The organism is Leptospira perolatii (genome assembly GCF_002811875.1).
GTDB classification, from domain to species: domain Bacteria; phylum Spirochaetota; class Leptospiria; order Leptospirales; family Leptospiraceae; genus Leptospira_B; species Leptospira_B perolatii.
The window spans coordinates 90,633-109,637 of record NZ_NPDZ01000002.1; the positions used below are offsets into that span (position 1 = coordinate 90,633).

The 19,005-nt window shown below is 43.5% G+C and carries 16 protein-coding genes; 15 read left to right on the forward strand and 1 reads right to left on the reverse strand.

The features are described 5' to 3' along the window. The first annotated feature begins 259 nt into the window (after window positions 1-259). Together CH373_RS04310 and CH373_RS04315 are read left to right on the forward strand one after the other, a co-directional pair. Window positions 260-448 carry an LIC12338 family lipoprotein gene (locus CH373_RS04310; RefSeq protein WP_100714488.1) on the forward strand — a complete coding sequence of 63 codons (189 nt, stop codon included), beginning with the start codon at window positions 260-262 and terminating at the stop codon, window positions 446-448. Between the two features lie 13 nt (window positions 449-461). Then, on the forward strand, window positions 462-1,628 hold the full coding sequence (locus tag CH373_RS04315) for an LIC_12337 family protein (RefSeq protein WP_207761482.1): 1,167 nt from the start codon (window positions 462-464) through the stop codon (window positions 1,626-1,628). 190 nt (window positions 1,629-1,818) lie between these two features. Here the strand turns inward: CH373_RS04315 and CH373_RS04320 are convergent, their stop codons facing one another. Continuing rightward, window positions 1,819-3,150 (reverse strand): sterol desaturase family protein, encoded by a 1,332-nt coding sequence (locus CH373_RS04320; RefSeq protein ID WP_100714487.1) that lies wholly within the window; start codon window positions 3,148-3,150, stop codon window positions 1,819-1,821. A gap of 173 nt (window positions 3,151-3,323) precedes the next feature. Between CH373_RS04320 and CH373_RS04325 the strand changes: the two genes are divergently transcribed. The 13 genes from CH373_RS04325 (at window position 3,324) to CH373_RS04385 (ending at window position 18,988) form a co-directional block, all read left to right on the forward strand. Beyond that, complete coding sequence (locus tag CH373_RS04325) at window positions 3,324-4,379, forward strand: saccharopine dehydrogenase family protein (RefSeq protein WP_100714486.1); 1,056 nt, start codon at window positions 3,324-3,326, stop codon at window positions 4,377-4,379. Window positions 4,380-4,442: 63 nt separating this feature from the next. Beyond that, entirely contained in the window at window positions 4,443-4,895 is a 453-nt protein-coding gene (gene lsa14, locus CH373_RS04330; RefSeq protein WP_100714485.1) for an adhesin Lsa14, read from the forward strand. 3 nt (window positions 4,896-4,898) lie between these two features. After that, window positions 4,899-5,408, forward strand: a complete 510-nt coding sequence (gene lsa14, locus CH373_RS04335; protein ID WP_100714484.1) for an adhesin Lsa14 — start codon at window positions 4,899-4,901, stop codon at window positions 5,406-5,408. After that, on the forward strand, window positions 5,389-5,739 hold the full coding sequence (locus CH373_RS04340) for a TRL-like family protein (RefSeq protein WP_243393256.1): 351 nt from the start codon (window positions 5,389-5,391) through the stop codon (window positions 5,737-5,739). Before lsa14 (CH373_RS04335) ends, CH373_RS04340 begins: the two co-directional genes overlap by 20 nt. After that, a complete protein-coding gene (locus tag CH373_RS04345) occupies window positions 5,736-6,077 on the forward strand; it encodes a TRL domain-containing protein (protein WP_100714483.1) in 342 nt (113 codons plus the stop codon). Before CH373_RS04340 ends, CH373_RS04345 begins: the two co-directional genes overlap by 4 nt. Then, window positions 6,074-6,775, forward strand: coding sequence for a hypothetical protein (locus CH373_RS04350; protein WP_243393257.1), 702 nt, complete (start codon window positions 6,074-6,076; stop codon window positions 6,773-6,775). The genes CH373_RS04345 and CH373_RS04350 overlap by 4 nt, the downstream gene beginning before the upstream one ends. Next, the gene (locus CH373_RS04355) at window positions 6,772-7,692 is read left to right on the forward strand and encodes a hypothetical protein (protein ID WP_100714482.1); all 921 of its coding nucleotides are present in this window, start codon (window positions 6,772-6,774) and stop codon (window positions 7,690-7,692) included. The genes CH373_RS04350 and CH373_RS04355 overlap by 4 nt, the downstream gene beginning before the upstream one ends. 116 nt (window positions 7,693-7,808) lie before the next feature. Further along, window positions 7,809-9,227 carry a circularly permuted type 2 ATP-grasp protein gene (locus CH373_RS04360; protein WP_100714481.1) on the forward strand — a complete coding sequence of 473 codons (1,419 nt, stop codon included), beginning with the start codon at window positions 7,809-7,811 and terminating at the stop codon, window positions 9,225-9,227. A gap of 136 nt (window positions 9,228-9,363) precedes the next feature. Next, window positions 9,364-10,308, forward strand: coding sequence for an alpha-E domain-containing protein (locus tag CH373_RS04365; RefSeq protein ID WP_100714480.1), 945 nt, complete (start codon window positions 9,364-9,366; stop codon window positions 10,306-10,308). A 29-nt stretch (window positions 10,309-10,337) separates the two neighbouring features. Then, window positions 10,338-13,619, forward strand: coding sequence for a transglutaminase family protein (locus CH373_RS04370; RefSeq protein WP_100714479.1), 3,282 nt, complete (start codon window positions 10,338-10,340; stop codon window positions 13,617-13,619). A gap of 661 nt (window positions 13,620-14,280) precedes the next feature. Next, a complete protein-coding gene (locus CH373_RS04375) occupies window positions 14,281-15,363 on the forward strand; it encodes an SMP-30/gluconolactonase/LRE family protein (protein WP_100734066.1) in 1,083 nt (360 codons plus the stop codon). Between the two features lie 26 nt (window positions 15,364-15,389). Beyond that, complete coding sequence (locus CH373_RS04380) at window positions 15,390-16,535, forward strand: imelysin family protein (RefSeq protein ID WP_165778776.1); 1,146 nt, start codon at window positions 15,390-15,392, stop codon at window positions 16,533-16,535. Next, window positions 16,535-18,988: a TonB-dependent receptor family protein gene (locus tag CH373_RS04385; protein ID WP_100715324.1), complete on the forward strand. Its 2,454-nt coding sequence runs from the start codon at window positions 16,535-16,537 to the stop codon at window positions 18,986-18,988. The genes CH373_RS04380 and CH373_RS04385 overlap by 1 nt, the downstream gene beginning before the upstream one ends. Window positions 18,989-19,005 lie beyond the last annotated feature (17 nt).

The window sequence follows — 19,005 nt, forward strand, 5'->3', positions numbered from 1 at the left end:
TGTAGGAGGTCTACGTTACTGATTCCAAAATAGTGTTTTTTATTCCATTTCGCTTATCATAGGATGTTAAAAATAACTGGACTATGTTTTGGTATAGAGTTATCTCTTGAATGGTAGTTATATTTGGGAACTTTTGTATTTTGCAGCTTTTGATTTTGGCAATGAATTTCCTCTATATTTTAAGCGGTTCCTAGTAATCACATTTTAATTTGAAAAATATTTCCTAAGCGGATGTTGAATTTTTTACGGAGAGATTCTAATGAAGAAATTTTTCAAAAAGGGAGTCTTGCTTTTGAGCCTGTGCTTCCTTCTGATCGGTGCGATCGGTTTTGCCTGTAAGAAAAACGATTCGAAAGATAACAATCTACTGCTCTTACTTCTTGCTCCGCATGTAGAGCAAAGCAAGACTGGATTCTTTATCATTGTTCCTCGCGGGATCGCGGAGTAGTGAGAGGTCTCATATGAGAAAGAAACTGCAACGAATTTTGATTTTGCTACTTGTCTTTTTTGGAGTGAGCATAGGAGTTCGCTACGATATTGGTAAGGACCATAAAAGAGTAGAGCTCCCTTTTTCTGTCGATGTCTCTTTATTAACTCCTTTGAAAGCGAATGCGGATAGCTGGGGATTTGTACGAGGATCGGCAAGTTGGGCGAGAGGAAACTCTTTGTTCATGGATGATTTAATCTTCAATATCCAAAGAGTGTTTCCTGTCGGAACTTCCTTGGACCTGACTACTTCGATTCCGATCAATGGAATGATGTTCACAGTCAGAGTGATACTAAACGATCCGAGTTCTAAGATCCAGCCGATCACTCCTACTACCTTGACCACGACTGTTCTCTATCCGAACTACTTCGGGCTGACAGATCCAAATGGGCAACCTGCGCTCCAATTTTATTTTTCGGACAATCCTAGGACTGATTCTCTAAAGCGAGGAGCAGTCATGTACTATCGCTTGGATCGATTGAATCCGTTCTTCGAGACTGGAAAAACTGCATTAATAGAAAGTTATGTAGTAGATCCTACCTCAACTCCTAAGGATCCACTTTTGATCCAAACTTACTCCTGGGCCGGTGCCTTGGGGACAGACGCTGTTGGACAGAAGATAAAAGGCGGTCGGGTTATTCTAGAAGAGATGGATAACGGAGCCTTGTTTTGCTTTAAAGCAGTGGTTCGGCTCGGAGGAGACGCGAATATCCTGCCAGTGTTTCCGAATGAAGCTCTTTGCCCGCCCGGAACCGCGGACGAATATTACAAATTGGCGTACAGCCAGCAGTTGACCGGAGACTTAAATGTCACTGCAAAGTCAGGCTGGGAAGAGGGCGCGATTACTCCGAACGATGCCGTAATTTGTCCTGCTTCAGTGATTGCACAAAATCTAAATTACGGATTGTTTAACTTCTTTGGATTTGTAAACGATCACGTGGCTTCTACGGCGATTCCTGCTGATTTCCCTGCGGCTTCGAGAGTGGATGGATTGTACGCAAGGATCGGGACTTTAGGGAAGACGGGTGGGGACGGTACTACCACCGCACCTGCAAGCTCTGTTTGGGATGATACTCAGAAAGGCACCATTGACGGTCTGAGTGCAGCTTTGGCAGCGTTTCCGACACCTCCGAATCCTTGATTATAAGGAAGATCGAATTTTCGATTTTTCCAAGATCTTAAAAGAGTAAAAAGAAAAAGCCCTCGGTTTTTACGCACTGAGGGCTTTTTATTCTACTGAACGGATTTTGAAAAGAATTCGCTAAATAAAGAAAGCAGCTTTCAAAAAATGCGATCGCTCCTTGGACTGCAATTTACTTCCGCAGTCTCAACTAGGCGGTCCTTCTCAGGATCTCTTTTCCTGGATCGATTTCTTTCCATTCCATGAATCGATCCCTATAAGCCAAAAACCATCCTAAGGAAAGTAAACAGATTCCCGAGATGCCAAACCAGTAGACTGGCCCGGAAAGTAAAAAGAATCCCATAGCCGAAAAGGCAGCCAAACGCAGAGGTTCCACATATAGAGACCAACGTTTCCTGTCTAAAATTCCACCGATCGTAAGCAGAGAAAGCAAGCTAGATGCTATGATTACGTACTTGATCAGATCGGGAATTTTTGCGATCGTAACCAGCATCGCAAACGTTCCGATGACTGTGAGCACAAACCAAGAGAGTGCATACGCAGTGAGTCCTTTGGGTATCTCTACATCATATTTATGGAATGTATTAGGATGAACTTCCGGAATCGGAAATTGGCCTCCGAGTTCCTCGGGTCTCCAGCCAGGGACTGCAAAGAATACTTTCAGTTTGTCCTTCCACTTCGGGGTTTTCCAGGCGAGCTCAATCATTTCCCACCAATAGTGGAAATTTGCCCAGATCGGATTAAAACTTCTCAAAGGCTTTACGGTCCCGTAGACTACTTCCTCTTCTTCCGGTTGGAAGGTCCCGAACCATTTATCAAAAATAATGAATGTTCCGCCATGGTTTCTATCTATGTATTTAGGATTGATTCCGTGGTGGACTCTGTGGTGAGAAGGAGTATTGAAAACACTTTCGAACCATCCAGGTAGTTTATCCACTGCTTTTGTATGAATCCAAAACTGGTAGATTAGATTCAACTGCCCGTTCAAAACCATGACGATAGGCGGGAATCCCAGAATCGCCAAAGGCAGATAGAATACCCAGCTGAATAATTGGTGGAAGCTGGCTTGTCGCAAAGCAACTGTTAGGTTGTATTCTTCACTTTGATGGTGAACCACGTGTCCGGCCCAGAGAAAGTTCACTTCGTGACTCAATCTATGGTTCCAATAGTAAGCCAAATCGTACAGAAAAAAGCATGCGAGCCATGTACTAAGAACCACAGTCCATGTAATGACTGTAGGTGAAATTCCAAGTACCGCGGTTTGCGGTATCCAGGAAACCGGTTCGCTCGGCCAAGCGGGCAGATCGAAAATCCTCCAGTTCTGGTAGAGCCAGATATAACTGGCCAACAAGAACAACTTGAACAATATTCCAAAAACTTGATTTGAAACACCAGCGCTTAAATCGTTGATAGAGTCGTTCAAGCGATATAACTTTTTATTGTGATATTTTGAAAATGCTATCTCTAACGCGATCAGTAGAAAGAAGAAAGGGATAGCAATCGTTATTAAATTTATTTCCATAGATTCTCTAGCACCACTTACACTAGGATCCTCTGAATTTTCAAAAGGGTCAATCTCAAATCTAAGAAGGCTTGTTTCTTGATCTGAATGTCTAACGTCTGTGATAAAAAATATTCCTAACGCCGTTTGATCCTTGACTGCTCTCTTTCTTTTTCATCGAATCGTTTTCACTTATGGCAGCAAAGAAATGGATTCTATATGGCGCAAACGGTTACACCGGAGAGTTGATCGCGAGAGAAGCGGTTGCAAAAGGACTTAAGCCAATTCTTGCGGGCAGGTCTTCCCACAAAATACAAGCTCTTGCAAAGGAGCTTTCCTTGGAACATACAGTGTTCGATTTGAAAAACCACGAAGAGATACGTAAAAAGATCAGAGGTACACACTTGGTGCTGCACTGTGCTGGTCCTTTTGTACAGACTTCCTTGCCAATGGCTAAGGCGTGTATCTCGGAAAAGGTTCACTACTTGGATATCACCGGAGAAATTCCGGTCTACGAATCTCTTTATTCTTTGGATTCTCAGGCCAAAAAATCCGGAGTCTTACTTTTGCCCGGAGTAGGCTTCGATATAGTACCTACGGATTGTTTGGCGGCTTCTCTCAAAAAGAAAATGAAAAAAGGAAGTTCTTTAGATCTCGCATTCGTTGGGTTAAGCGAAGTATCCGCAGGAACCATGAAGAGTGCCCTGGAACAATTGCCTTATGGTTCTAGGATTCGAAAGAATGGCGAGTTGGTTGTCACACCTTTCTTTTCTAGATCCAAGAGGATCCAGATTACAGGGAAACCTTACAAAGTTTACGGAATCCCTTGGGGAGATGTATTTACGGCTTACATATCTACCGGAATTCCGAATATCGAAGTCTTCAAGGATATTTCCGCGTCCCAAGTGAATGCATTCCAATTTATAAAGCCAGGTATAGGGATTCTTAAGAACAAAACTATATTACATTTTTTGCAATCTATCGTAGGAAAGCTCGTAAAAGGACCGGGGGAATCGATCAGAAAAAATACGATCACGAAGGTCTGGGGAGAAATCCGCTCTCAGGACGGGAAGTCGGTGCATTTGGTATTGGAATGCAAAGAGGGATACGAATTTACGATAGAATCCTCTTTGCTCGCGGTTTCACGGGTCCTTTCTAAGGAAGTCGGAAAAGGTTTTATGACCCCGAGTCTGGCATTTGGATGCGATTTCGTATTCGAAGTAAAAGGCTCTCGTTGGTTGAAGGGTTGAATCATTCTATCAGATAAAAAAATTTCTTTACAAAGTCGTTAAATCTAAGAGGTTTCCTTCCCAATGCAAAAGCCGAGGAAATTACAGCCGCAACATTTTATTCTTTTTTTCTTTGCATTGATCCTCTGGATGAGTCTCTCTTTTTGCGCAGGATCGAATTTAGTGACATTGATTCACCCGGAGGCGTCGACGCATCCGATCCCCGGAGATTCTAATCCGCTGCAGCAGCTATCCAGACCCGGTTGGATCTATTCTCACTTTAGGGAGGTTGGCGGAGAGTGGGGGAATGCAAAATTTACGCATTCGGGTCTTTCGTGTAGCAAAAGCTGGATAGGTTTGATTGCGTTAGGCGATTCTTCCATCCGTGCCGCAATGCAAGACGCGGGTTTGCAGAAAATTTCTTTTGTAGAATTCGACCAATTTTCCCTTCTCGGAGGAGTCCTCTACCATTCTTTTTGCACTAGGGTATGGGGAGAAAAATCCGAAGCAGAGCTTAAAGTGGATCCAAAGAACTAAGTCATGAATTTATTTAAATATTTTAATTTTCTAAAATACGTTACGGATTATCGGAAGGAAGTCCTTCGTTTTACCGCAAGAGCTCTTTTTTTTGCTTTAGTTTTCTGCGCTCTTTCCTATTGCACAGGTTGGAGTTTGCCCGCGAGTGTGGCGCCAAGAGTAAATACGCATCCGATCGCCGGAGCTTCGAATCCGGGTCAGGCGCTTGTGCGAGGGGGAATTTTGTACCAGCAAACTACGTATTGGTCAGGAGACCAGAGCGTCATTTCTGCAAATTCTAAATCGGGAGAATCCTGTTCTAAGAGTATTCTTTCGGTGATTGCGATCGGAAATTCTGGAATTGAGAGCGCGATGAAAGAAGGAAGCATTGAGGAAGTTTCTCTGGTCGAATATTCCCAATCTGCTGTGTTAGGTGGAATTCTTTATCATTCCTTTTGTACAATCGTCTGGGGGAATAAAACTAAAAGTCGGGAAGGCAAAAAGGTAGGTATTCATGGTTCCGATAGTTTCTAGATTGAGTCCTTTTCTAAAGTTTTTCCTCATTCTTTTTAGCATGGTCGTGTTTCAGCTGAATTGCGCTACAGGGCCGGTGTCTGGGATTCTATTTACGAATACTGTGTTCCCCGGAACCACCAACACAGATGCAAGTATAGGAAGAGAAAAAAAGGCAAGTGGGTGTATTCGAAATATCTTGGGTCTTTTTTCCTACGGGCAATCCGGAGCCGGAGCAATCGCTTTTAAGGAAGGGATTACTAGGATCTCCTACATTGATCACTCAGCGACGCAGGTACTGCTTTTTGTATACAGGGACTATTGCACGATAGTAACGGGTGATTCCAAATGAATAGATTGTTCCGGTTTTTATTCATTACTTTTTCCGCATATATATTGGCTCAATGTGTGTCCACTCCGGAGCCCGGAATTATCTATACGAACCATTCTTTCCACATCTCCACGGATCCTGCGGGCAAATATTTGAGCTCTGCGAGAATTTTGAAAAGGGGAGAGGCTTGTTCTTTTGGAACCGCGCTTTTATATCTGGGCTACTACGGACAAGAGGTAACTCTAAAAGAAGCGATGGTGAACGGTAAGATCTCCAAAGTGGCACTCGTAGACCGGAGTGCGACAAGTTATCTACTCGGGATCGCATATTTTGACTGCATCGAGGTTTGGGGAGAATGAAGAAAACGTTCTCTCTTTCGACTTCTCGCGTTTGCGGCGTGCTTTCGATTGCATTTAGTGCTCTAGTTTTTTCTTGCACGAATATAAAAATACATGTTCCGAGATCGTTTAAAGATTTCAGTCAAGTGCAGCAAAGATGGGAAGAGCTTAGAAATTTGCCTAAAGCTTCTCCCTCAGAGTTACCTTCGGAAATCGAATTAGAGTTTCCGGAAGAAAACCCCAGCTATATCGCGAAATTCTCCGCACCATTCAACTTTAAGACACTGTATCCTAACTTTTACGGTCCGGTTTCTTTATTAATGCGAAAGGAGTTCTCGGATAATCGTGAGGAATATCCGGGAAAGTATAAAGTAATTGTAAACAAGTTTCGCCTGGAATCTAAGGATGGGTGCACTTCGAATTTAGCCGAAGTGGAAATGTCTGCAGATGTATTCGCTCAAAATTCAAACCAAGCGATTTGGAATTTCCGATTTTCGAGTCAAATCGATTCTTCCGTAACCGATTGCTATATTTTTCTGGCAACAATTCCCATTGGCCTCGGCTGGATAGGATTTGGTCCTTACATCGGATTTAGAGGGAATCGGGAAGATCAGCTGAATCAACTCGGTAGAGTTGCTTTATTAGAATTCTTTGATGAATGGAAAAAGCATCCGATCTTGGGCGGCAAAAAGAAATCAAGCGACGCGGGAAAAATATGAAAAGGGGCACATATTTTCATTCAGCGCTTTTTCCTTTTCTCGGAGCATGGATCGTTTCCCTCGGAGTTTCCTGTCATTATTCTACTGAAAAGAGATATACGTTTGCCCAACCGATTGATCCGGATCTTGAATATTCTTTTAATCCCGACGATCCTCAGTTTGAAGAAGGGGAGCCGTATACCGTCGTCGACGCTTTTGGAAACGCATTCGGGGTTTTTGCAAAAGCGATCATCGGCGACAAGAGAATGGAAAACCACAGAATTTCAGATGAGACCAAGCAGTTCTTAAAGGATTATATTCGTGAAAACAATCTGAAAGATGTCAAGGTTCGTTTCAACCAGTACGCGCCCTGGGGTGATTTAAAAAGACTCTGGAGGATGAAGAATATCAATTTTCTTGCGAAATGGACGATCGGATTGATCAGCACTTTGATAAACGAAGTGATCTTGCCCGGAAGAATTTTTGGCGGAGATCATTATAATCCTTACACAAATACGATTCATGTCTATACGGATATCCCTGCTGTTGTCGTTCATGAAGGAGGTCATGCAAAGGATTTCGCCCAAAGGGAATACAAAACCGGATACTCTCTTTTGTATCAGATTCCGTTTATTGGAACTTTGTATCCGGAAGCAAGAGCCTCCGATGACGCGGTTCGTTATTTTAGATATAGGTGCGACCGGGCGGCAGAGTTGAAGTCCTACAGAACTTTATTTCCGGCATATGGGACCTATGTGGGTGGGAGTGTTCCGGGAGCCGAAGTAGTAGGTGCGTTTTTCGCGATTCCCGGCCATATCATAGGATCTACTAGAGCGAATGAATTCCTCAGGGAAGAAACTCCAAAAGAATGTGAAATTGCGGAAGAATTAGAAAAAGAGAAAGCTAAAAGTGAAACAAAGAGAACTAAAAATAGATAATATGCCTAAATAATGGGCATATATAAAATTATCGGCTAAAAAATAAGCGCCAATTTTAAATTCTGCTTTAATTTATACGAGTTTAAAGGCTATCTGGAAATTCGGGAGGTGAATCTATGCTCCTCAGCAATTACCAGACGGACTCCTTTTATGACGAGATGTTCTCCGAAGAGGGAGGAATTCGTCAAAGTTACGACATCTTAAAATCTAGAATCGAAGGAATGGGGGACCAGGAGCTCCTTCTTCGAAAAACCTCGGCCGAAAGAGCCCTGCTTTCTCTTGGGATTACGTTTAACGTGTATGGTGAAGACGAAGAAAGGATCATGCCTTTCGACATTATCCCGAGGATCATCACTTCTCACGAATGGAAGAAAATAGAGCAGGGACTGAAGCAGAGAATTCTGGCTCTGAATCTATTTATTCAGGACATCTACGGAGAAGAAAAAATCATCAAAGACGGGGTGGTTCCGCGAGAGATATTGTACAGCAGTAGCGGGTATTTGAAAGAATGCAAGGGACTGATTCCTCCAAAAGGAATTTGGATCCATATTACTGGTACAGACCTTGTTCGAAACGGAGATGGACGGATGCACGTATTGGAAGACAATCTTCGCTGTCCATCCGGCGTCTCTTATGTATTAGAAAATCGTGAAGTAATGAAAAAGACTTTTCCGGAGTTGTTCGCGAGTCTTTCTGTCAAACCGATTTATGACTATCCGATCCGATTGAGGGGAATGCTCGAGTATCTCTCCAAAAAACCGAATCCGAAAATCGCAGTTTTGACTCCGGGGATTTACAACTCAGCTTATTACGAACATTCTTTTCTGGCTTCCAAAATGGGCGTCCCGCTGGTCGAAGGCAGCGATCTGCTGGTCAAAGACGATAAGCTCTACATGAGGACGACTCGCGGCCTGAAGCAGGTAGACGTACTCTACCGTAGGATAGACGATCTGTTTCTGGATCCGAATGTTTTTAGAAAAGATTCCATGTTGGGGATTCCAGGGATCTTCGAAGCATTCAAAAAAGGGAATGTTGCTTTGGCGAACGCTCCAGGGACCGGAGTTGCGGACGATAAGGTGATTTATTCGTTTGTTCCGAATATTATAAAATACTACTTATCTGAGGAAGCAATTCTCCCGAATGTTCCCACCTATTTGTGTTCTCGTGAATCTGATTTGTCGTTTGTTCGGGAAAACATCGAGAACCTTGTGGTCAAGGCCGCAAATGGCGCCGGCGGTTACGGAATGATCATAGGGCCTGTAGCTACCAAGCAGGAATGCAAGGATTTTTTAAAGAAGGTAGAAGCTGATCCTAGAAATTACATCGCCCAGCCAGTTTTGAGTTTATCTAGAGTTCCTACATTAGTAGAAGATAAATTAGAAGGACGTCATGTGGACTTAAGACCATTCATTCTTTTCGGAGAGGAAATCTATGTAATGCCGGGAGGTCTGACCAGGGTTGCTCTTAGAAAAGGTTCTTTGGTAGTGAATTCTTCCCAAGGAGGCGGATCTAAAGATACTTGGGTGATGGGTTGAAAATCGCAGTTCGTGCGCGCATGTCTCAACGATAATTGAAATAAAAAAAGAGAATCAGCAAAGACTTTGCTCTGTCATTGGACGAAGTAGTTTCTGAATTGAGTTAAGGTAATAGAACGATTAAAGAGGGATTGATATGTTAAGCCGAGTCGCTGAATCGGTGTACTGGATGAATCGGTACATAGAAAGAGCCGAGAACTATTCCCGCTTTCTGGACGTAAACTTTCAGTTGTCCTTGGACTTAAACGAAAATGCAGCCAGGCAATGGATGCCTTTAGTCTACACTACCGGAGATAACGAGCTGTTTTCCAGGAAATACGCGGATGCTTCCAAAGAAAACGTGATCCATTTCATGAGCCTGGATTCGGAAAATCCAAATTCGATTATCAATTGTTTGATACACGCGCGTGAGAATGCAAGGACCGTCAGGGAAAATATCTCTACCCCGATGTGGGAAGTGATCAACGAATTTTATCTGAATTTCAAATCGAAGAAGAAATTTGATCGAGTCGATACTCCTAGTTTATCAGAATTTTTTAAATCGATTCGAAACCAGTGCCTTCTGTTTTATGGATGCCAAGATGCTACGATTTCTCAGGACGAGGTTTGGCATTTTGCACTCTTGGGCAGACATTTAGAAAGAGCCGACAAAACTACTAGAATCCTGGATATGAAGTATTTCATCTTGCTTCCACTCGGTGAGCAAGCCGGATCCACTCTGGATTTGATACAATGGCTATCTTTGTTGAAATCGACTAGTTCTCATGAAATGTTTAACCGAATTTATACTAGGATCACTCCTAAGAATATAGCCCAATTCTTACTCTTGGATAAACTCTTTCCAAGGGCAATTCGATATTGCCTTTCTAAAACCTTTGATAGTTTAAAATTATTGAATGGAACTGATCAGAGCACTTATGTCAATGAGCCGGAAAAGAAAGTAGGTTTGTTGTTATCCGAAATGAATTACACTTCTATAGACGAGATATTCAGTTCCGGTATGCACGAATATCTGGATCGACTTCAGGCTAGGCTGAATTCGATCGGGAACGAATTCGATGATACGTACTTTAGGAATTAATAACATTCGATACCTATCAAGATAAGAATATGGCATTACTAGTATCTCTTACGCACGAAACTTCTTACGACTATGACAGGCCTGTCTCTCTATCTCCTCACGTGATTCGGCTCAAGCCAGCTCCGCATAGCAAGACCAGAATAATTTCTTACTCGCTCGTAGTAGAGCCCAAGAATCAGTTCCTAAATTGGCAACAGGATCCTTTTGGTAATTACCAAGCTCGAGTTGTGTTTCCGGAAAAGACTCAAAGGCTGAAGATTTTAGTGGATCTGATTGCAGAAATTCAAACTCACAATCCGTTTGACTTTTTCCTGGAGCCTAGTGCTGAGGAAGCGCCGTTTTTATATTCTGATTCAATGCGGACGGAATTGCTGCCGTACCTACGTGCTTCCGAAGGAAGTCCGGAGTTGGGAGAATATCTTTCCAAATTGCGAAAGGAAGGAGTTCTTCAAAAGACAAGAACCGTCGACTTTTTAGTGAATTTGAATCGTAGGATATACCAAGATATTCATTACGTAATTCGAATGGAGCCTGGAGTGCAGTCGTGCTCAGAAACTTTGAAGCTCAGAACCGGTTCTTGCAGAGATTCCGCATATTTGTTGGTTCAGATACTTAGGCATATCGGTCTGGCATCTAGATTTGTCTCCGGCTACCTGATTCAATTGAAACCGGATGAACTTCCTTTAGAGGGTCCTGCGGGCCCTAACACTGATTTTACAGATTTACACGCATGGGTAGAAGTCTTTTTGCCCGGTGCGGGATGGATCGGACTAGATCCGACTTCAGGACTTTTGACAGGGGAGGGCCATATTCCGCTGTCCGCAGTTCCTGAGCCATCCAGTGCATCACCTGTTTTCGGTTATTCGGATCCTGCAGAGAGCACTTTTGGATTTAGAATGGAAATCCGAAGAATGAAGGAGTCGCCTAGAGTCACCAAGCCTTATTCCGATACAGATTGGTCCAGAATCATGAATTTGGGACAGTCCATTGATCATAGAATCTTAAAGAACGATATTCGTCTTTCTATTGGTGGAGAACCTACTTTTATCAGCGACCTAGATCGGCAAGCTGTTGAATGGAATTTTGAAGCACTCGGAGACAACAAGCGGGAGTTAGGCGAAGAGTTATTGGATCGATTGAGATCCAAAATCTGTCCCGGTTCGATTGTGCAAGAGACTCAGGGAAAATGGTACCCGGGTGAACCCTTGCCCCGATGGTCTTTGGGAGTGTACTGGAGAAAAGACGGAGAGTCGATTTCAGACCCCGATCACTTGGAATCAGAATCGAGAGATCTATATAATCCTGAAGATTTTCATAGCGTGGAAGCTTTGGGAGAATCGATCTGCGGAGTTCTAGGAATTTCTACCCGGTATTTGGTTCCTCTTTACGAGGACGGTTTTTACTATCTCTGGCAAGAAGGAAAGTTACCCGAACAAAAGAATCTCGAGAAAGTTTCCGAGAAAGACAATTCGTTCGATGCTTTAGAAAGAAAAAAGCTCTTATCTATGATCGATTCAGACTTTCAGATAAAGAAAGCAATCGCACTTCCCATTCAATATAACTATATTAAGAAAATATGGGAGAGTTCCCATTGGAATTATCGAAGAGAAAGGCTTTATCTGATTCCAGGCGACAGCCCTGCCGGTTTGCGGCTTCCGTTTTCTTCCATCAGCGATCGCTTTAGAGAGTCCGCAATCTTTACCGATTTATCTAGAGAGGATCTTCCATCTTACAATTCCTACCGAAAAGCTGTTGTAAAACGAAGAAAGGAGAACGGTAGAACATTTTCCGAAGAAGATTTACCGATACGGACCACGTTAGTTCTGGAACCAAGGGCGGGGAAGCTATTCGCATTTCTGCCTCCTGTAGAAAGATTGGATGTTTGGCTGGATCTGGTAATCAGTCTACAAGAGGCAGCGAGCGAAAGTAAGTTGAATTTGGTTTTAGAAGGATACGAACCTCCTTCTGATACGCGGCTTTCCCATTTTAGAATCACGCCGGATCCTGGAGTATTGGAAGTAAATCTACATCCATCGTCTAACTTTGATGAGTTGGTTGAAAAGACCCAAATCCTTTATGAGGAAGCGAAAAAGACAAAGCTCAGCACGGAGAAGTTTATGATCGATGGCCGGCAGTCCGGAACCGGTGGCGGAAATCATATTACTTTGGGTGCGATGACACCAGCCGACAGTCCTTTTCTTCGAAGACCTGATTTGTTACGCAGTTTAATTACTTACTGGCAAAACCATCCTTCTCTTTCCTATCTATTTTCCGGATTATTCGTCGGGCCCACTTCGCAAGCTCCTCGCATGGACGAAGGAAGAGACGAAATTTTATATGAGTTTGAATTGGCTGCAAGGCAAATAGACTCGCTTCGAAAATTTCGACCTTGGGAAATCGATAGAATTTTTAGAAATTTTCTTTTGGATCTTACCGGTAATACTCATAGAGCTGAGATTTCAATTGATAAATTATTTCCTCCTAATGGACCACGACTCGGATTGGTCGAGTTAAGAGGATTCGAGATGCCACCTCATTATAAGATGAGTGTGGTCCAGCAATTGTTAGTAATGGCCTTAGTGGCTAAATTTTGGGAAAAACCGTACAAGCAAGGACCGGTTCGGTGGGGAAAGGAGTTGCACGATCGATTCTTATTACCTCACTTCGTTTGGTCCGATTTTAAAGAAGTGTTGCGAGATCTTCGCGAGAGCTCCTTCGATTTTAGAGAATCTGATTTTCTTCCATTCTTCGAATTCAGGTTTCCGCAATACGGAGCATGCCAGAAAGAAGGGATTTATTTAGAGCTAAGATTAGCATTAGAAACTTGGAATGTTCTTGGAGAAGAGACTTCTTCCTTTGGTACTTCCCGTTCCGTTGATTCTGCTCAAGAAAGGTTGCAGGTAAAAGTGGAGGGCTGGACTGAAGGAAGATTCCAGCTTTCTTGCAACGGATTTCTTCTTCCGATTGGGCCTACAGGAAAGAAAGGAGAGTATGTTTGCGGGGTTCGCTTCAAGGCTTGGCCTTTGGCATTTACATTGCACCCGAGTCTTTCTATACAAAATCCTTTGGTCTTTGATATCTGGGATTTATGGAACTCACGTTCGTTAGGTGGTTGTCGTTATTATATTTCTCATCCAGGTGGAAGAGCCTACGATACTTTTCCAGTGAATTCTTTAGAGGCGGAAAGTAGGAGGATATCCCGATTCTTTTCAGATGGACATACTCCAGGTAGAGACAAGCCTCCGATTCCATTAGAGCATCCTGATTCACCATTTACTCTGGATCTCCGTTGGTCTTTTTTACACAGTTAGCAGGTTAGCATTCTATGCAATTAGGGAACAGAAACGGATTCGTTTCCTAATGTAAGATGGAAAAATCAAATACTGTTTCCTTCATTTTAGGTATCAGGAAGTTCAGCTCTTTCTACTAAGGGGAACTGACCTTTTCCTAATAAGAATGCAATCTGGAAGAGACACTGAAGCTGACACTTTTTGATACCTATTGGGATCCTCGCATTTCGATCCAAGCCGCGCATGAAAGAGCATTACTCTGTGTTCTAAACCTGCAAAACGCGATGTTGTCGCCCTATTTTGGAGGGCTTGTGCCAGGAATGGTAGATCCGGCACACTAAGGCTTGGAAGGAGCAGATTGGAGTACTCCAGCCGTTACCTGACCAAAGCAATTATGACCCTATTCTAGATCCAGATTTCCATTGAATGTAGGAGCTCCTACAAAGAGGCAGATTTTCTTAAAAAACTTGCAAAATTGGCAGCTTTGTGGTATATCGGCCCCTTCGGGTTGCCCACCACCAGCCCCCCACCCACGGAAGGGCGGGGCCCTTCCCGAGACTCTTCACTGAACAGGATTGATCTTTGTCAATTTCTGAGAATCTTTCTCAAAATTGATTGCCGCCAAAAGACCCGAAATAATCCTGATTCTCAAGAACAAAAATTCAAAGTATCGAATCGACTCATGAAACAGAAAATTACGACTTTTTTACACTTCTCCCTACCGATCCTTGCGGCCTTTTTCTCAGGAAATTGCTTTCTATTCCCGGATCCAAAAAAGACGGATAACACGATCCTGCTAGCGCTAATCGCTAGTCAACCTCAAGTCTCAACACTTACTCTCACCGGACTTTCGGTTCCAATCACCAAGCCTGAGGCGATAGGCGTGTTATCGAACGGTTCCTTAATACTGGGTGATACCGGAAATAATCGAATTTTAAGAATTTCGAATGAAAGCACAGCGAGCGTATTACTCGACAGTAGTTCTCCGGTCGGTGGCGTAACCCTTACTAGCCCAGAAGGGATTTCTACAAAATCGGATGGTACGATTTTCGTGGGAAATACTGGGGCGGCTTCTGTATTTAAAATCGACTCCGCAGGAACTCCTACACTTTTCGCAGGAAATGGAACTACCGGAAATACTAGTACGATTACCACGAATTGTTTCGAAGAGGCTGAAGGTTTGGTTTTTGAATCGAGCACAGGCTTTCTCTACGTAGCTGATCCACCAAATAATCAGGTCGTAAAGATAGATACGAATGGAGCTCCTTCGATTTCGAATCGCCTCGGAAGCGGTGCCCCAGGAATTGTCGACGGTGCAGAAAACTCAGCGAACTTTACGGATCCTAAGGGAGCGGCAGTAGATTCGCAAGGAAATCTTTTTGTTTCCGATACGGGCAATCATGCGATCCGAAAAATTACTCCGAGTGGCACAGTCTCTACCTTTGCTGGTTCTAAATTCCAGATTTCTGGATCTTCGGATGGAGTAGGTAACTCTGCGCGATTTAATTCTCCTTATGCAATCACGATAGATCCAAATAATAATTTGTATCTTGTGGATTCTGGAAACCAAACCGTACGTAAAATTACTCCGGATGGAGTGGTTACTACGATTGCGGGAATTCCAGGAGTGATTGGAAATCAAGATGGTATGGCAAGTTCGGCGAGCTTTGATAGTCCTCGCGGGATCGTTTATCATGCCGGGGCTCTGTATGTTACGACCGCAAATCCGTCTTCGAGTAAGATTCGGAAAATTCAACTTCCGTAATTTATAAAAATAGAATGAAGTATCTAGTGAATCGTAGAATTTTTGGATCGAAAAAGCTTGTTCTGCTCGCGGCGCTTACTCTTTTCGCCGTGGGCTCTTGTTCTCCGAAGAATGCCGAAGCAACCAATGAATCCTCTATGAACGGATTCTTATATAGGATGTTCAATTCTTTTGATCCGACCAAGTTCTTGGAAAATATGGGCTCGAATGTAATTCCTGCTCTGTTTCAGAATGTGGCCACTCAAGCCGGGGAATTGACTGTCGCGGCAGCAAATCTTTGTGGCTCGACCTCTCTTGCTCAGTTCCAAACCGAGTGGAAGGAGAATGTGAGCGCGCTAAAAAAGGTGGAGCTAATTCAGTTCGGACCTGGTAGCATTTCGGGATATTCTCCATTGATGGATTTTTGGCCTTTAAACTATGAAACTAGTCCACCCACTTCAGCGGATCGTACTGCATTGGACGCGATCACAGGTGCCTCTCCAAATGTATCTGGGCTGCCTGCGGGACAAAGAGGACTTCCTGCAATCGAGTATTTGATTTTTACTGCTCCTTCTCCTTGCTCGAGTAGCGATCGACTGGAATTAGTGAAATCTTTAGCAGCAGATTACAATTCCAACTCCCAAGCTTTGTTCAATGCATGGAAAGCAGGTGGCGGAAATTTTGGAGGACAGTTGGCGAGCGCAGGCCAAGGGAGCGAAGTTTTCCTTACGAAGGCGAGCGCATTCGACCTGATACTTTCCAATACTATCGATTTAATTCATTCGATGAAGGATGCAAAGTTAGAATTTCCCTCCGACTTGATGGCTGGAGGCACTGGGCTTTCTCCTGATCCGAACAAGGCCGAGTCTAGATTTGCGGGACCCACTCAATCGTTTCAGAATGTAAAGGATAATGTGGAGTCCTTCAAATCAGTATATTTTGGAAACGGTGGAGCCGGACTCTCGGATTACGTTGCATTCGTAAATCCTAATATTGATCAAGAAGTAAGAGCCGAACTTCTAGAATTAGAAGCTACATTAAATTTACTGACCAACTTTGACTCAGGTAATATGACAAATCTAAAAAAAGCGGTCCTAGAATTGGACGAAATCGAAAAGTTACTCACAACGGAACTAGCTGCCGCATTGGGAACATCTCCTGTCACAGGAGGTAAGGGAGGGGACGGGGATTGATGAAATTATCAAACCGTTTTCTATTCCTTCTTCTATTTCTAATCCTTCCAATCGCAATTTTTCCGCAAGAACCTAACGAAGGAAATCCAACTCAGGATTCCCCCAAAAATGGAAAGACTGAGACCAATGGAAATGAGGAGACTCCAAACGGAAAAACCACGGGCAACGGTAACGGTCAGAACGGCTCCGGTAAAAAAGAAGAATCTTTAGAAGAAAAGCACAGGCGCTTTCTGGAGGCGGGTCAGATCAACGTGATCGGCTCTAAGGACGACGACCTTAAGAAAATCCCTGGATCCGCGAATGTGATAGGCCCCAAAGTATTAAAAGAATCGAATCCGGTAGATTCCATGGAAGCTTTGCGTCGGGTTCCGGGCGCGACTCTTAGATACCAGGACGCCGCAGGCTTGACTCCAAATATCGCATTCAGAGGAGTGAGCAACGAAGAATCCAGAAAAACTTTGATCTTAGAAGATGGTGTCCTTACTTCCCTTAGCCCGTACGGGCAACCTGAAAGTTATTATTCTCCCCAATTGGATAGAATGGAGAGGGTGGAGATCATCAAAGGTTCTGGAGCAATTCTGTTTGGTCCTTCCACGTTAGGCGGTATCGTGAATTTCGTAACTCGAAAACCTCCGGTAAAACCGACTTTCGATATGAAAGTGATTGGTGGAAATAACGGCTTCTTCTCCACATTCATGCAGTACGGAGGCACTCAAGGAAATACTGGATACGATGTATCTTATTTACATAAAGAAGGAAAAGGGTACAGAGACTTTCAGGGATTTCGTGTGGATGATTTTTACGGCAAGCTCGTTCACAAGCTCGGAGAGAAAGATACCATTAGTTTGAAAGTTGGGCACAACGATCAAGATGCCCAGTCTACTTATCTCGGATTGACCCAAGGTTTGTTTTGGGCAAATCCAAGGATCAATCCTGCCAAGTATGATAGAAAAATTTTGACAAGGGATTCCATCGTGATCTCCGAAGAGCATAGTTTTTCGAAGGACTGGAAACTTGTATCCAGGTTGTACGGAACGAATGCGACTAGGAATTGGCAAAGACAGGATTGGTCTTATAATAACTTGGATGAATTCGGTCGTCCTGCACTTCCCCCAGGAGATACGTTTGCGATTTTTGCGCCAAGGCCGATTGGAAATCGTCCCGGTGACGTGATCTATATGAGGAATTCCTCTCCGCAAAGGAATCAGTTCTTTAGAACCGGAGGAGTGGAACTTAGATTGGAAGGAACCTTCAGAACCTTTGAAATCAAACACGAATTGATTTTCGGTTCCAGAGCTCATTATGAGGATTCGGAGGTTCGCTTTGTTCAAGTAGCTTATCCGTTTCTGGACAAAGGTTTTACCACGACTTCCCAGATGAGAATGTCAAGGGCATATTCTGCATATATTCAGGATACAATTTCTCTAACAGAAAAATTTAAAGTGATTCCCGGAGTAAGATACGAACATATCACTCAAGGAGTTTATAATACCCGAAGACCTGCAACCGCCAAGGACGTGTTAGACGGTAGAGCAGGGACGGAAGGAGACATCATTTTGGTACAGTTAGGCGGAGAGACCTATACTAAGATTTTGTTGCCAGGAATGGGACTCACTTACGATTTAACGAGAGACTTTGTTTGGTTTGCAGGAGCGCATACCGGTTTTTCTCCGCCTACATTCAGTACGGCGATTAGCCCGAGCGGCGCCGATTACCGCCTAAAAGCAGAGCAATCGAATAACTACGAAACCGGAGTTCGCGGAAATATCACGAGATACTTTTATATGCAGACTGCTGTTTTCGCGATGTATTTCCAGAATCAAATTATCAATACTTCAGAGGTGGGGGCCGAAGCCGGTTCTAGACCTGTCAATTCAGGCAAGTCCATACACAGGGGTGTGGAAAACAGTTTCGCTTTTGATTTTGGGAAATTCTCCGGAAGCAGATGGGAAGTTCCATTAGAAATAAATTATACTTATTTGGATGCCAGATCGGTAACTTACGTGGGAATTCCTACGGTAACAAATGCCGACGGTAGTGTCACGATTCAGAACCGACCTTCGATGGAACTGGATGCGAACGGGAATATTCTGAAGGTAGACACAAATCGGAACATACTTCCGTATGCACCCCGAAATACGTTCCTTGTCTCCTTAGGATGTAAGTCTCCTATCGGAGTCTTTGCAAGAGCCGAATACCAGTATTTTGACAAACAATTCTCTGATCTGCAGAATCGGAAAAATGAAAGTGCAGATGGAAATTCAGGCGTGATTCCAGCGTACGGAATCGTAAATGCAAATATGGGATATGAGGCACCGGGTGGAAAATGGTCTGTTTTTATAAACGCAAAAAATTTGCAAGACCGGCACTATATTTCAGGCAGATTGCCGATCGGAATTCAGCAAGGCCCGTATCGCCAGATCAATATTGGGGTTTCCTTCAAATTCGATTAAACCCGGGAAAGGATGGA